Source organism: Nitrospirillum goiasense (genome assembly GCF_034427435.1).
Lineage (GTDB): Bacteria > Pseudomonadota > Alphaproteobacteria > Azospirillales > Azospirillaceae > Nitrospirillum.
The window spans coordinates 513,481-527,505 of the sequence record NZ_JAXQNP010000001.1; the positions used below are offsets into that span (position 1 = coordinate 513,481).

The following is a 14,025-nucleotide window of genomic DNA, read 5'->3' on the forward strand; positions in this document are numbered from 1 at the left end:
GCCCCTCCCTGCGTACCGCGGCGACGCCTCTTGTTGCCGGCGCCTTGGTGGCTTTGCTCGCGGGCTGTTCCGTCACGCCCCGTCCGTTGACCGCGGACGAAAACCAGACGCGCGCCACCGATACGATGAAGCTGGTCCGTGACCGCATCGATCCGGTGACCACCACGGTGTCGCTGGACGAAGCCATCGCGCGCGCCATCAAGTACAACCTGGACCACCGGCTGGCGCTGATGGACCAGGCCATCGCCAACCGCCAGATCGATGTGTCGCGGTGGGACCTGTTGCCCAAGCTGGTGGTCGATGGTGGCCTGACGGCGCGCAGCAATGAGCTGGCCTCGTCCTCCTACTCCATCCTGACGGGCCGGCAGTCGCTGGAACCCTCGATCTCCACCGACCGTCGGGCGGGCACGGCTGATTTGCAGCTGAGCTGGAGCGTCCTGGATTTCGGCATCAGCTATTACCAGGCGCGGCAGAACGGCGACCGGGCCCTGGCCACGGCGGAAAAGCGCCGGTCGGCGGTCAACAGCATCGTGCAGCAGGTCCGCGCCGCCTATTGGCAGGCGGTGGCGGCGGAAAAGATCGGCGACCGCATCAACCCCATCCTGGCGGAGGCCCGCCAGGCGCTGGAGGATACCCGGCAGGTGGAAAAGCAGCGGCTGAAGCCCCTGCTCGACGTCCTGCGGGATGAGAAGACGACCATCGACATCATCCGCCAGCTGGAGAACCTGCAGGCCGACCTGGCGCTGGCCAAGACCCAGCTGGCCGCGCTGATGGGCCTGCCGCCGGGAACGCCGTACCAGTTGGTGTTGCCGGAGAACCCGACCGCCCTGCCGGAGATGAAGACGGCCATCACCGAGCTGGAACACACCGCCCTGCTCAACCGTCCGGAGCTGCGGGAGCAGGCGTACAACCGCCGCATCGCCACGGATGAGGTGCACAAGGCCTTCCTGAAGCTGTTCCCCAACCTGTCCATCCAGGGCGGACTGGATTACGACAGCAACTCCTTCCTGGTGAACCAGCGCTGGGCGGAAGGCGGCCTGCGCCTGTCGTGGGGGCTGTTGAACCTGCTGTCCGGCAATGATTTCATGGGCTTGGCGGAAACCCAGCGCGATCAGGCGGAAGTGCGCAACCTGGCCCTGTCCATGGCGGTGCTGACCCAGGTGAACGTCGCCTGGCAGCAACTGGGCCGCGCCCGCACCCAGTACCTGGAAGCGTCGGAGCTGGATGGCATCGAGGGTCGCATTTACGACCAGATCCTGGCCCAGCAGGAGAACAGCGCCGCCGGCAAGGTGGACCGCGTGCGCGCGTCCGCCTCGCGCATCGTGGCGGAGCTGACCCGGGCCCGGGCCTATGCCGACATGCAGAACGCCCTGGCCTCGCTCTATGTTTCCGTCGGCATCGATCCGCTGCCCCAGTCGGTGCCGGACTATTCGTTGAAGACCTTGACCACGGCGGTGTCCGCCGTGAACCGGCGTATCGAAAGCGGGCTGTTCGGGGCGGAGGCGTCGGTTTCCGCCCAGACGCCGGTGCTGGACGACCCGGGCAAGGCCTTGACGCAGTAACCCCACAGGGGCCATGGCCAAAACGGCGCCGGGCGGGAATCCTTCCGCCCGGCGCGTCTTGTTTTGGCGGATGGCGCCGGCCACCTTTAATTGCAATGATAGCGAGCGCTGCCTTGTCCCGTTCCTGGTCCCGCCTGATCCTGCCCGCGCTGTTCACCCTTGGCCTGGTCCTCCCGGCCCAGGGCGCCGACACGGCGCCCGAAATCCGGGCACAGCTGGTGCCCAAGCGCAGCACGGTCCTGTCATCGCAGATCGCCGCCCAGATTTCGGAACTCCCCTTGCGGGAGGGAGATAGCTTCAGCGAGGGGCAAAAGCTGGTCGCCTTCGATTGCGGCATTCAGCGGGCGCGTCTGGCCAAGGCCACCGCCCAGGAAACGGCCACCCGCAAGACCTATGAGGTCAAGAGCAAGCTGAACACGCTTAATTCCATCGGCGTGCTGGAAGTGGAGACGGCGGCGGCGGAGCATGCCATGGCGGAGGCCGAGCAGCAGATGGCGCGGGAGATCGCGGCCCACTGCGTCGTCACCGCCCCCTTCGCCGGCCGGGTCGGCCCGGTGGAGGTCAAGCGCTTCCAATCCGTGGCCGAAGGGCAGAAACTGCTGGAGATACTGGACCCGACGGAGTTGGAGGCTGAAATGCTGGTGCCGTCGTCCTGGCTGAAGTGGTTGAAGCCCGGCTTCCCGCTGCAAATCGGGATCGAGGAGACTGGCCGCAAGTATCCGGCCAAGGTCTCGCGCCTGTCGCCGCGCATCGACCCGGTGTCCCAGAGCATCCGCGTGTTCGCCGTGATCGACGGCAAATTTCCGGACCTGCTGCCGGGAATGAGTGGCCGCGCCTTGGTCGCCGCCCCCAATTGAGGATCCGGTGATGCGTATCGTGCCCCCGGCTTCCGAGGATATCGCCCAGCGCCCCGATGCGGCCGAACTGGCCAATCGGCAGCTGTTCGGCCTGACCACCCTGCTGCAGTTGCAGAGGCGGGCGCGCCATGCCCGCAGCGAGCAGGAGCTGGGCTTCCAGATGGTGAACGACACCTTCGGCCTGGTGCGTTACCGCCAGGCGCTGGCCTGGCAACGGGCGGAGCGGGGCGGCGGCACCGTGCTGGCGGTGTCCGGCCTGTCGTCCGCCGATGCCGACAGCCCCTATGCCCGCTATGCCTGCCGGCTGTTGAGCGCGCATGGCGATCCGGCCGGCATCAAGACGCTGACCACCGGCGACCTGCCGGAGGACTTGGCGGCGGAATGGCCGGACTACCTGCCGGCGCACGGCCTGTGGCTGCCCTTGACGGCCCCCGACGACCGGTCGCTGGGCGGCCTGTTGCTGGCCCGGGAAGATCCCTGGACGGACGGGGAGCGCGTGCTGCTGGAGAATCTGGGCGACGCCTATGCCCATGCCTGGGGCGGGTTGGTCAAACAGCAGCGGCGATGGCACCGTGACGCCGCGCGGCTGAAATCCCTGCGGACGCTGGGCTATGTGGCGGCGGGCCTGGTCGCCCTGTCGCTGTTCCCCGTGCGCCTGTCGGCCCTGGCCCCGGCGGAGGTCATCCCCCGGGACCCGACCGTGGTGCGGGCCCCCTTTGACGGCGTGGTCGACAAGTTCCTGGTGACGCCCAACCAACCGGTGACCCAGGACCAGCCGCTGTTCCAACTGGACCCCGTGCGCCTGCAGAACCGGCTGGACGTGGCGCAAGCCACGCTGGAGGCGGCGGAGGCGGAATACCGCCAGACGGCGCAGCAGGCGGTGTTCGATGAAAAGGCCAAGGGCCAGTTGGTGGTGCTTCAGGGCAAGCGCGACCAGGCGATGGCCGAGGTCACCTATGTCCAGGATTTGCTGAAGCGCATCGTCGTCCACGCCCCCCGCGCCGGACTGGCCGTGTTCGCCGACGTCAACGACTGGATCGGCCGGCCGGTCACCCAGGGTGAGCGCATCCTGATGGTGGCGGAACCCAAGGACGTGGAGCTGGAGATCAAGCTGCCGGTGGCGGACGCCATCGCCATGGACGCGGGCGACCCCGTCTCGCTGTTCCTGAACATCGATCCGCAGCATCCGCTGGACGCCACCGTGCGCCTGACCACCTACCAGCCCGAGGTGGGCACGGATGGTGTCGCCGCCTATCGCCTGAAGGCCCGGTTCAACGATGGCCAAGCCCCCGTGCGCATCGGCCTGCAAGGCACGGCCAAGATTTATGGCGAGCGCACGACCCTGTTCTACTACCTGTTCCGGCGGCCGTTGGCCGCCCTGCGCCAGCGGCTGGGCGTCTGAACCATGGACGGCGAAACGGCCATGACCCCGCCGGAGACGCAGGCGCAAATCCTGCGGCTGGCTCCCTTGCGCGAGGAATTGACGCTGCTGGCCGGGCCCGCCCTGGCCGACGGCTCCCCCACCTGGACCCTGCATGACCAGGTGGCGGGCCGCTTTTACCGCCTGGGCTGGTTGGAGTTCGAGATTCTGCGCCGGTGGCAGCTGGAGGTGCCGGAGGTGATCGCCGCCGACGTGGCGTCCAACACCACCCTGCGCGCCACGGTGGACGACGTCATGGCGGTGTCGCAGTTCCTGGCCATGAACAACCTGCTGCAGCGCCATGGACCACAAGCGGTGGCGACGCTGATGCGCCAGGCGGAAATGCGCAAGCCAGGCCTGTGGCAATGGCTGCTGAAGAATTACCTGTTCTTCCGTATCCCGCTGGTGAAGCCGGACCGCTTCCTGGCCCAGGCCATGCCCTATGTGTCCTGGATATTCACCCGCGGCTTCTTCCTGGCGACCCTCGCCGCCGCGCTGGTCGGCATCTATCTGGTGACGCGGCAGTGGGACCAGTTCCGCACCACCTTCGTCAGCTTCCTGTCGCCCTCGGGCCTGATCACCGCCGCCCTTGGCCTGACGGTGGCCAAGGTGGTGCATGAACTGGGGCACGCGCTGACGGCGAAGCGCTATGGGTGCCGGGTGCAAACCATGGGCATCGCCTTCATGGTCATGTACCCCCTGCTGTACACCGACGTCAGCGACGCCTGGCGCCTGCCCAACCGGCGCCAGCGCCTGGCCATCGGCGTGGCCGGCATGGGGGCCGAGCTGACACTGGCGGCCTATGCCACGCTGGCCTGGTCCTTCCTGCCGGAGGGGCCGGTGAAGGCCGCCGCCTTCCTGCTGGCCACCACCAGCTGGATCATGACCGTCCTGGTCAACACCAGCCCCTTCATGCGGTTCGACGGCTATTTCCTGCTATCGGACCTGCTGGACGTGCCCAACCTGCATGAACGCGCCTTCGCCCTGGGACGCTGGTGGCTGCGCGAACGGCTGTTCCACCTGGGCGAACCCGTGCCGGAGGAGCTGCCACCCCGGCGCCGCCAGTTGCTGATCACCCTGGCGATCGCCACCTGGATTTACCGCTTCACCCTGTTCGTCGGCATCGCCGCCCTGGTCTACCACCTGTTCTTCAAGGTGCTAGGCATCCTGCTGTTCCTGGTGGAGGTGTGGTGGTTCATCCTGCGCCCGCCCCTGAACGAGGTGTTGGAATGGGTGAAGCGGCGGGAGTCCATGACCTGGAACCGCCGGTCCGCCACCACCGCCGCCATTGGTCTGGTCCTGCTGGCGCTGGCCGTGATCCCCTGGCGCAGCACGGTGACGGCGCCGGCCGTGCTGCGCGCCGCCCAGGAAATGGAAATTTTCCTAGAGCAGCCGGGGCGGGTGGACGCGGTGCTGGTCAAGGCGGGGCAGACGGTCACGGCCGGCCAGGTGCTGTTCCGCCTCAGTTCGCCGGACCTGGATTACAAGCTGGTGCAACAGCGGCAGAAGATCGAGACGCTGCAATGGGAGGCGGCGTATCGCGGCGGCGTGGACCCCAAGCGCCAGCGCATCGCGGCGCAGGAGCTTGAAACCGCGCAGGCCGAGCTGCGGGGCCTGGAAGCGGAGCGGGCCAAGCTGACCGTCACCGCCCCGTTCGCCGGGGTGATGGCCGAAGTGGCAGAGCCCTTGTCGCCGGGCGAATGGCTGCCGGCGCGGGAGCGGCTGGGCCTGCTGCTGGACCCGGGCCGGCCCATGATCGAAGCCTATGTGCGCGAGGCCGACCTGCACCGCGTGGCGGTGGGCGGCGAAGGACGCTTCCGGCCCGATCAAAGCGTGACGGGCGCGGTGGACGGCCGCATCCAGGACATCGATGACACCAGCACCCGGGTGCTGACCCGCCGCTATCTCGCCAGTCCCTTTGGCGGGGACATTCCCGCGCGGGAGGACAAGCAGCACCAGATGGTGCCCGAGGAGTCGCTGTACCGGGTGCTGATCGCGCCGGCCAAGGACGCCACGCCCGCCACGCTGGAACGGGGCCGCGTGACGCTGGAGGGGGCACGGGAGAGCCTGCTGGGCAGCCTGTGGCGGCGCACCGCGGCCGTCCTGCTGCGCGAGGCGGGTTTCTGACCCCGTACTACCATTCGGGCATGGAGCGGGGCAGTCGCCTGCGTTAGGCTTTCCCGACAATAAGAGATCGGGAGGAGTCCATGGTGCGCCTGTCGCGGATTCGCGTGGTGCGGTGCCTGTTGGCGACGGCGGCGGCGGCGGGGTTGGCGATCATGCCAATGGCCACCAGTGCCGCGGAATCGAAGGCGAAAGGGGACCATCACCCCCGCTATGACTATCCCACGGCCGTGCGGGCCGATTACGTCATCGGCTGCCTAGCCTCCAACGGGTTCAAGCACGAACTGCTGGGCAAGTGCGCCTGCGGCATCGACACCATCGCCGACATGATGCCGTACGACGATTATGAGAAGGCGGACACCATCCTGCGCATGCAGCAGGGTGGCCTGGGGGATCGGGGTGCCATGTTCCGCGACACACCCATCGCCAAGGATGAGGTGGAAAAGCTGCGGCGGGCCCAGGCCGAGGTCAACCTGCGCTGCACCTGAGCACCCTATCGGCTTGCGTGTCTTGGACCGAAACGCCACAATCGCTGATCGGTGACACTCAAGGACCCTTTCCCATGTACCATCCCGAGGCGCTGGCGCCCATCATCACCTTCCTGCGCGAGATCGGCATCGGGGTGGAGGTGGGCGACGGCGGCCTGGATGGCTTTCTTCCGGGGGTTAATATTCATGCCGGTGTGATTCATGTGCATCCCGAAACGCTGGTCGGTTCGGGGGATCTGCTGCATGAAGCAGGGCACATCGCCATCGTCCCTGAGCGTTTCCGGACCCGATTGGGGACCGACCTGCATGCCGATACGGCCGCCGCCATAGCGGCGGAACTAGGCTCGGCGCCATCGCTTGATCCCATCTTGTCACTGCCCCCCGTTCAAGGGGAGGTCATGGCCCAGGCATGGTCCTATGCCGCCGCCCTGCATATTGGCGTGCCCCTGACCTGTGTCTTCTTCCCCGGATCCTACAAGCACACGGACTACGCCGGTGTACATCCCATGCAGCAATGGTTGGAATCGGGAACGCATCATGGCCCCAACGCGCTGGCCCGTGCGGGCATGACCGGCTTCTCGGGCCTGTTCGCCTTCATGGGCGACAATGGCCTGCCCCCCTTCCCCCACATGGCGCGCTGGGTGCAGGCTTAGAGTTTTTCTGACTTTCGTTGAAGCGTCAGAGGAACTCCAAGCCTGTGTTCCGTCGTGCGACTCACGCTTCAGATGAGTCCATCTGAAGCGATCGCACTCTAGCGGCCTTAACCCTTGTCATCCCCCTGGAAGACATGGCTGAAGGTCGCGTCGGTGCTGTCACGGACGATGACCGAGAGGGGCCCCTTGGGCTGATAGCTGAAGGTGATGGCCGGATCCTCGCTCAAGGAAATGTCCGCCTCCAGCTGGAAGACCAGGGCGTCGCCGCTTTTGACCGTGACGTCGCGGACAAAGCGGGCGGGCGTGTAGTTGCGGGTCACCTGGTCCATCTGCATGCCGTTGTAATTGGGATGGCTGATCAGCAGTTGGGCGGTGATCGCCCCCTTGGGCAGGCCGGCCTGCCCTTCGGACACGGTTTTCAGGCGCATCTGGCCCAGGCGCTCCAGGGCCAGGGCCGCGTCCTTGGTGGCGGGGGCGGAGCAGCCCCCGGCGGCCTTGACGTAGCGGTCAGTCACGAACCACCGGCCATCCGCCGTTTCGGCCACCGCATGCATGTGGGTGTAGGCATCGACGCGGACCCGGGTCTTCACCTGTACCGGCACGGCGGCGGGGCCGAAGTGAAAGGTCCCGACCAAGGGCGCCGGGTTGTTGTCCACCACCAGGTAAAGCGCCTTGAGCGGCAAGCCGGGGTCCAGCGTCACCGTGACCGGCACCAAGGCCGCGTCCATGGCCCTGTCCGGCGCCTCCAGCGCGATCTGGCCTTTGGCGGGGGTCAGGGTGTGGTTGGCGAACAGGATCTGGCGCAGATCCTGCCAGCGGGCGGCGTCGGCCGCCGGATCCTCCGCCCGGCCTTGGAGCGGTAGGGCGAGAACCAAAAGCAAGGCCAGGGCGAACAGGCGGGATGTCATGGCGGGTCCTCCCACTCCAGTTGCTTGAAGGCGGTGATGGCGTTGCGGCCGTTATAGGCGTCGAACAGCTTCCAACGGCCCTTTTCCGACTGCGCCACCGTGGTGGCGGCGGCATCGATGTCCCCGCCCTTTTTCAGCAGGGCGCGCACGTCGCGGGCCAGGGTGGTGAGGTAGCGTTCCTCATCCACCGCCCCGGCCGGCCAGGGCAACTGGGCGGGGCCGTGGCCGGGCACGACACGCACCGCCGGCAGGGCCTTCAGTTGTTCCAGCACCCTCAGCCAACCGGTCAGGCTGCCGTCCAGCGCCGGGATACGGTCCTGGAACACCAGGTCACCAGCCCACAGGGTGCGCGTCTGGTCGTCATAGACGGTGAGATCGCTGTCGGTATGGGCGGCGCCATAGGCCACCACATGCAGCATACGGCCGCCCAGGTCGATGTCGGCGGTGGTGTCCACGGCTTGGGTGGGCGGCAGCGCGTCCCCAGCCTGGGCGGGGTCGCCGCCCAGGATGCGGGCCAGGCCCTGGCGGTAGTAGGCCCCCCGCTCCCCCCAGGCGGCGGCGAAGCGGGCATGGGCCACCACCACCGGATGGTCCGCCGCGAACGCCACGGCGCCGAGCACATGGTCGGGGTGGACGTGGGTATAGACCAGATAACGGATGGGCAGGGCGGTGATGGCCTTGATGCGCGCCCGCAGCCGCGCGCCGTCAGCAGCGGCGCCGCCCGGATCGATCACCGCCACGGCGTCACGGCCAACGATGAAGCCTATATTGGCGATGGCATCATCGTTGGCGGCGGTGGCGTCCTCCACCACACCAGGCCGAACGTAAAGGCCAGGGGCCACCTGGACCAGGGGGTCATCCTTCGCCCACGACGACACCGGCGGCAGCGCGACGGCCACCCCGCACAAGAACAGGACGGCCCGGATCAGGGTTCGGCGGGCCATGCCTCCCCCACGGGAGCCTTGACGGGCGGGACCGGCACCGGCCCGTATTGGCGATAGATGAAGTCCGGCACCGCTTCGCCCCGCGCCTCAATGGCCGCCAGCATGACGCCATGGTCCGGCGACTTGGCGCAGGCCGGATCGGTGCGCCCGGCGTCGCCCGTGAGGGCGAAGGCCTGGCAGCGGCAACCGCCCCAGTCTATCTCCTTGCGGTCGCAGCCCTGGCAGGGCTCCGGCATCCAGGTGGTGCCGCGATAGCGGTTGAACGCCTCGCTCTCATACCAGGCCGCCGCCAGGGAGCCGGTGGCGACCGAGGGCCAGTCGAAGCCGGGCAGCGTCTCCGCCGCATGGCAGGGCAAGGCCAGACCGGCAGGGGAGATGTTCATGAACCGCCGGGCCCAGCCGCCCATGCAGGCCTTGGGCCGGGCGGCATAGTAATCCGGCGGCACGTAATCAATCACCATGCGGCCCTTGAGCCGCGTCCGCGCCGCCTCCACCACCGCCGTGGCCTGGTCCAGCTGCGACCGGCTGGGCAGCAGGGCGTCCCGGTTCATCAGGCTCCAGCCATAATACTGCACATGGGCGACCTCGATACGGGCCGCCCCAAGGTGCAACCCCAGTTCGATCATTTGCGGCAGGCGGTCCAGGTTCTGGCGGTGAACGACGAAATTGAGGGTCAGGGGCAGGCCGCCGGCGGTGACCATTCCGGCCACCGCCAGCTTGCGCGCCTGGGCGCCCGGCATGCCGCCGATCCGCTCGGCGCTTTCCACCTCCACATCCTGGAAGCTCAACTGCACATGGTCGAGGCCCGCATCCGCCAGCACGGCCAATGACGCCGCGTCCAGCAGCACACCGGAGGTGATAAGGTTCGTGTACAGGCCCAGGGCGGCCGCGTGGCGCACCAGGTCCGGCAGATCCTTGCGGGCCGTGGGCTCACCACCCGAAAAATGCACCTGCAGGATGCCCAGCGCCGCCGCCTCACCCAACAGGCGCTTCCAGGTGGCCGTGTCCATCTCCTCCCCCGCCCGCTGCAGGTCCACGGGGTTGGAGCAGTAGGGGCAGCGCAGGGGGCAACGGTGGGTCAGCTCCATGAGCAGGCCCATGGGCGCCTCCACGGCAGGTGCGGCCGGCGGCATCACAGCAGCACCACCCCTTTCTCGGCCAGGTCACGCAGCATGCCGCCCACGTCCGCCGCCATGTCGGCCCGGGGCACGTCGAAGCGGGTGGCAAGATCATCCACGATGGCGCCCAGGCTGCGGTCGCCATCCACCAGCTTCAGGATCTCGGTGGCGGCCTCGTCCGGCAGGAACAATCGTTCCGGTGCCAAAACCATCCAGCTTTTCCGGGTTTCATCAAAACGGAATTTCACGCCCCGGGCAAAGCGGGGCACGACCGCCTCATTCCTCGCGTCCGGGGCCGGGGTCATCGCGGGCCGCCTTTGGCGACATGACCTTCGGGCACGAAGGCGCCGGGCGGGATGTAGCCGGGATCGACATAGGCGAAATGCAGGGCGTCCAACTGCGCCCACAGGATGTTGCACTTCTCCGTCAGGGCGGCGATGGCGGCGCGCTGCTGTTCCGCCGTGCGCGCGTGTTGCTTCACATAGGCCAGGGCGAAATCCACATCCCGCGGCGCCTGGGTCAGGCGCGGGGCGAAATAGGCCAGCGTTTCCTGGGTGATGAAATCATAATTGGCCAGCATGCCGGAAACGCGCTCGGCGATGATGGTGGGGGAAAACATCTCGGTGAGGGAGGAGGCCACGCCCTCCAGCACGCTGCGGTCCCGCACCAGGGCGACATAAGCGTCGACGGCGAAGCGGGTGGCCGGCAGGATGCCGGCGGTGGATTCGACATAGTCGCGGTCCAGGCCCACGCCGGTGGCCAGGCGCAACCAGCGCTCGATGCCGCCATTGGCCGTGCCGGGGGCGCCCCCTTCCGCACCGGGGAAGCCGTCATGGTCCTCCAGCCGGCTGCGCCAAAGCCGGCGCAGGTCCGGCGTGGGCAGGCGCGAGAGCAGCACCCCGTCCTTGGCCGGAATACGGCTTTGATAATAATAGCGATTCAGCGCCCAGGCCTGGATCTGCCCACGGTTCAGCTTCCCGCCATGCAGCAGCTTATGAAAGGGGTGCAGGTTGTGATACCGCTCCGCCCCCACGGCGCGTAACGCCGCCTCCAACTCTTCCGGGGATAGGACGCGATCCTGCGGTTCAGCGGTCATAGGGTGATTTCCATTCCGTCGAAGGCCACCTCCCATCCCGCCTGGTCCACCACCCGCCGCTGCGGGCTGTCATCCATCAGGATGGGGTTGGAGTTGTTGATGTGGATGAAGACACGGCGGCGCACGCCCAGGTCGGCAAAGGCGGCAAGGGTGGCGTCCACACTCATGTGCCCCATGCGCAGGCCGGTCTTTTGACCAAGGCCAGCCTGGATCATTTCGTTATCGGTATAAAGCGTGCCGTCGAAAAACACCAAATCCGCCCCACGCAGGCGCGCCGCCAGGCTGGGAGTCATGGCGGCACAGCCGGGGATGAAGAAGAAGCGGCGCTCGCCGTCATCCACCACCACGCCCACGGTATCCTCCCCCTCCACGATCGGGGGTGGGCCATCCTGCCCCTCCAGGTACAAGGGCACCTTGCCCGGAACCGGGAACAGTTCGACCCAAAGGCCACTGTGCCCGGCATCGCCGCCAGTGGCGGCCAGCCCGCCGCCGGTCAGCGGCACCCGTTCGCCCAAGGGCAAGCGGTTGCGGGCCACAACGTCCCGGGCCAGCACCTCGAAGATCGGATTGGCATCCAGGATGCCCAGCGTGCGGGCCGTGCCGTGCAAGGTGAAGGGCTGGCGTTCCCGCAGGTTCAGCAATCCGGCGATGACATCGACATCCCCGCCGCTGAGCACAACACCGGCGATGGGGGTGGACCGCAGCCCTTCCTGTGGATGCAAGGCAGGCGTCTGGGCGATCTGCTGGCGCAGGTCCGGCGAGGCGTTCAGCAGGAACCAGCGGCGGCCATCGCGGCTGACGGCCAGCGAGGCTTGGGTGCGGGCCCGCACGGCCGGATCACCGGCGCGCGCCCGCCGGCAGCCCTCGGCATGGGAGTTCCACTGCGGGAACCCTCCGCCGGCCGCCGAACCGAGGACGAGGATATGCATGGGTCCTTAGGCACTGAGCCGAAGCACAGGGGGCCGGCGCAGGACAGCGGACATGACATCCGCACGCCCCACGCCAGCCCCCAGGCGACGCATGGATTATTTCACGTCCGCGCAGGCATAGCAGTTGATTTCCATGCCCAAGGCGATTTCGACGATCTTCGGAGTCTTCCAGCTCATACCATTTCCTCCGGTTTCGGGACGGGCGAAAGGCCCCTCCCTATTTTTAGAATAATTCTAAATTTGTGCGCCGTCAAGGAGAGCGGCGTGACGGCGATGCCGTCATCACGGGTAAGCGATTAAGCCAGAACCGTCAGAAGAAGGCGATGGCGCCGGCGGCGATTGTATCCTCTTGCGCTTTATTCCCACCGTGGGCCGTGGCCGTGGTGTGGGCGTATTCACAGATCAGATTAACCCAACTGGTCAGCTTGTACTTGCAGCCGGCCGCCCACAACTCGTTGGTTTTCACCAGCAAGGGATTGCTTTCGCCGGTGGCCAGGCCAAGACGGCTCACCCCATAGCTGCCGGACAGGGTGAACTTCTTGAAGAAGGTGTAGCTGCCCTGGACGTAGTAACCGTCCGAACTGCGCCGTTGGCCCGACGCGCTGACCGCGTCGAAGAACAGGCCGGTGGTGCCCAATCCATCGCCGGTGTAGCCGTAAGCCACCAGCTCCGCCGCGGCCACGTCCACCTTGGCGCCGAAGTCCCAGCCCGTGCCGCGCACGCTGTTGCCCTGGGCCAGCGCCTGGGACGCCGAAACGCTCTTCAGGTCCTGGGTGACGACGTTGGCCCACAACTGGGCCTTCACCAGGCTGCTGGCGTCGGCCGGCAGCTCGTAATTCACGCCAGCCTGGATCTGTGGCTGGTCGTGAGCGGAGAGCGTGCCGGACTGGCCGGAGAAGTTGAAGGCGTCCAGCGGCTGGAAGATACCCACGGACGCGGTGAAGCCGCTGAACTTGGGCGTGGTGTAGGTGATTTGGGGCATGAAGTCGGTGTAGACGTAGCCGATGCCGATGCGCCCCAGCGAAGTGTTGGACGGCGCGACGTTGCCCCCGGTGGACCCCACGCCGAACAGCGTGAAATCGTTCAGGATGGCCTGCTGGCCGAACAGGCCGATGTCGCGGCCTACCTTGACCGTGCCCATGGTGGGCGTGCCCACCGTCAGGTATTGCTGGCGGAAGTCGATGCCGGAGGTGGCCAGCGCCCGGCTGTCACCGGCCGAATTGGCGCCGCCCGTGCCCGTCACGCTGTTCAGGCCGGGATAGAGGCCGAAGTGCGCGACGATGTCGAAGCCCTCTTGCTGGGTTTTCAATTCCACGGCGAAGTTGCCGGGCAACAGGCCATTGCGGATGGAGGAGTTATCGCTGCTGCCCACCGCCGCCAGACCGCCCGCCACCACATGGTTGGGGGCCACGCTGTCCGGGCTGTCATGGACATAGAAGCCGTTGATTTCCCCCGACAGGGTGACGTCGACGGGGCCGACATGGACGCCGATGCCCTTTTCCGTCATGCGCACCGCGAGGGGGTCGGGGGGCGGGGCGGCGGCGACCGCCGCGGCGCTGGCGCTGGCCACCGCCGCGGGCGGGGGGGCGGCGGGGTTTCAACCGCCTTGCGCTGCTTCAGCTGATCGTATTCCTGCTGGGACAGGATACCTTTGGCCAACAGTTTGGCCAGCAGATCATCTGTGGTGTCGGCTTTCGCCATGGATCCCGGCAGACACGCCAGGCCGCTGATCGCGGTCACGCCCAGAAACAATGCCATCCGCTTGGATTTCATTCTTGTTTCCTCCCGGCTTATATTCGCAGGGTACCGGCCCGGCCACATGGCAATAAACAGCCATGCGGCGAAGTCATCCGCGCGCCGATGATTTCCCTGCTGTTTGGCAGGGTCTTTCTGGGCCCCACCTTAATTTGACACTTGAAGTCCTTT

At 67.2% G+C, this 14,025-nt stretch carries 14 protein-coding genes; 6 read left to right on the forward strand and 8 right to left on the reverse strand.

The window, feature by feature from the left end; translation table 11 throughout:
* Window positions 1-47 precede the first annotated feature (47 nt).
* The 6 genes from ULB03_RS01805 to ULB03_RS01830 all read left to right on the forward strand — a co-directional run bounded on the left by ULB03_RS01805 (window position 48) and on the right by ULB03_RS01830 (window position 7,104).
* Window positions 48-1,562, forward strand: a complete 1,515-nt coding sequence (locus ULB03_RS01805) for a TolC family protein (RefSeq protein WP_322481611.1) — start codon at window positions 48-50, stop codon at window positions 1,560-1,562.
* A 113-nt stretch (window positions 1,563-1,675) separates the two neighbouring features.
* The gene (locus ULB03_RS01810) at window positions 1,676-2,419 is read left to right on the forward strand and encodes an efflux RND transporter periplasmic adaptor subunit (RefSeq protein ID WP_322481612.1); all 744 of its coding nucleotides are present in this window, start codon (window positions 1,676-1,678) and stop codon (window positions 2,417-2,419) included.
* A 10-nt stretch (window positions 2,420-2,429) separates the two neighbouring features.
* The gene (locus ULB03_RS01815; protein WP_322481613.1) at window positions 2,430-3,821 is read left to right on the forward strand and encodes an efflux RND transporter periplasmic adaptor subunit; all 1,392 of its coding nucleotides are present in this window, start codon (window positions 2,430-2,432) and stop codon (window positions 3,819-3,821) included.
* 3 nt (window positions 3,822-3,824) lie between these two features.
* Window positions 3,825-5,966 carry an HlyD family efflux transporter periplasmic adaptor subunit gene (locus tag ULB03_RS01820; RefSeq protein ID WP_322481614.1) on the forward strand — a complete coding sequence of 714 codons (2,142 nt, stop codon included), beginning with the start codon at window positions 3,825-3,827 and terminating at the stop codon, window positions 5,964-5,966.
* A gap of 80 nt (window positions 5,967-6,046) precedes the next feature.
* A complete protein-coding gene (locus ULB03_RS01825; protein WP_322481615.1) occupies window positions 6,047-6,451 on the forward strand; it encodes a hypothetical protein in 405 nt (134 codons plus the stop codon).
* A gap of 74 nt (window positions 6,452-6,525) precedes the next feature.
* A complete protein-coding gene (locus tag ULB03_RS01830; protein WP_322481616.1) occupies window positions 6,526-7,104 on the forward strand; it encodes a hypothetical protein in 579 nt (192 codons plus the stop codon).
* Window positions 7,105-7,211: 107 nt separating this feature from the next.
* Here the strand turns inward: ULB03_RS01830 and ULB03_RS01835 are convergent, their stop codons facing one another.
* The 8 genes from ULB03_RS01835 to ULB03_RS01865 all read right to left on the reverse strand — a co-directional run bounded on the left by ULB03_RS01835 (window position 7,212) and on the right by ULB03_RS01865 (window position 13,669).
* Complete coding sequence (locus ULB03_RS01835; RefSeq protein ID WP_322481617.1) at window positions 7,212-8,012, reverse strand: quinoprotein dehydrogenase-associated SoxYZ-like carrier; 801 nt, start codon at window positions 8,010-8,012, stop codon at window positions 7,212-7,214.
* Window positions 8,009-8,956, reverse strand: a complete 948-nt coding sequence (locus ULB03_RS01840) for a quinoprotein relay system zinc metallohydrolase 2 (protein ID WP_322481618.1) — start codon at window positions 8,954-8,956, stop codon at window positions 8,009-8,011. Before ULB03_RS01840 ends, ULB03_RS01835 begins: the two co-directional genes overlap by 4 nt.
* The gene (gene pqqE, locus ULB03_RS01845; RefSeq protein ID WP_322481619.1) at window positions 8,938-10,089 is read right to left on the reverse strand and encodes a pyrroloquinoline quinone biosynthesis protein PqqE; all 1,152 of its coding nucleotides are present in this window, start codon (window positions 10,087-10,089) and stop codon (window positions 8,938-8,940) included. The genes ULB03_RS01840 and pqqE overlap by 19 nt, the downstream gene beginning before the upstream one ends.
* Window positions 10,089-10,286, reverse strand: coding sequence for a pyrroloquinoline quinone biosynthesis peptide chaperone PqqD (gene pqqD, locus ULB03_RS01850; RefSeq protein WP_416210988.1), 198 nt, complete (start codon window positions 10,284-10,286; stop codon window positions 10,089-10,091). The genes pqqE and pqqD overlap by 1 nt, the downstream gene beginning before the upstream one ends.
* A gap of 89 nt (window positions 10,287-10,375) precedes the next feature.
* Window positions 10,376-11,170 carry a pyrroloquinoline-quinone synthase PqqC gene (gene pqqC, locus ULB03_RS01855; RefSeq protein WP_322481621.1) on the reverse strand — a complete coding sequence of 265 codons (795 nt, stop codon included), beginning with the start codon at window positions 11,168-11,170 and terminating at the stop codon, window positions 10,376-10,378.
* A complete protein-coding gene (gene pqqB / locus ULB03_RS01860; protein ID WP_322481622.1) occupies window positions 11,167-12,099 on the reverse strand; it encodes a pyrroloquinoline quinone biosynthesis protein PqqB in 933 nt (310 codons plus the stop codon). The genes pqqC and pqqB overlap by 4 nt, the downstream gene beginning before the upstream one ends.
* Window positions 12,100-12,195: 96 nt before the next feature.
* Window positions 12,196-12,276, reverse strand: coding sequence for a pyrroloquinoline quinone precursor peptide PqqA (gene pqqA, locus ULB03_RS27365; RefSeq protein ID WP_044560716.1), 81 nt, complete (start codon window positions 12,274-12,276; stop codon window positions 12,196-12,198).
* 133 nt (window positions 12,277-12,409) lie between these two features.
* On the reverse strand, window positions 12,410-13,669 hold the full coding sequence (locus tag ULB03_RS01865; protein ID WP_322481623.1) for a porin: 1,260 nt from the start codon (window positions 13,667-13,669) through the stop codon (window positions 12,410-12,412).
* Window positions 13,670-14,025: the final 356 nt, after the last annotated feature.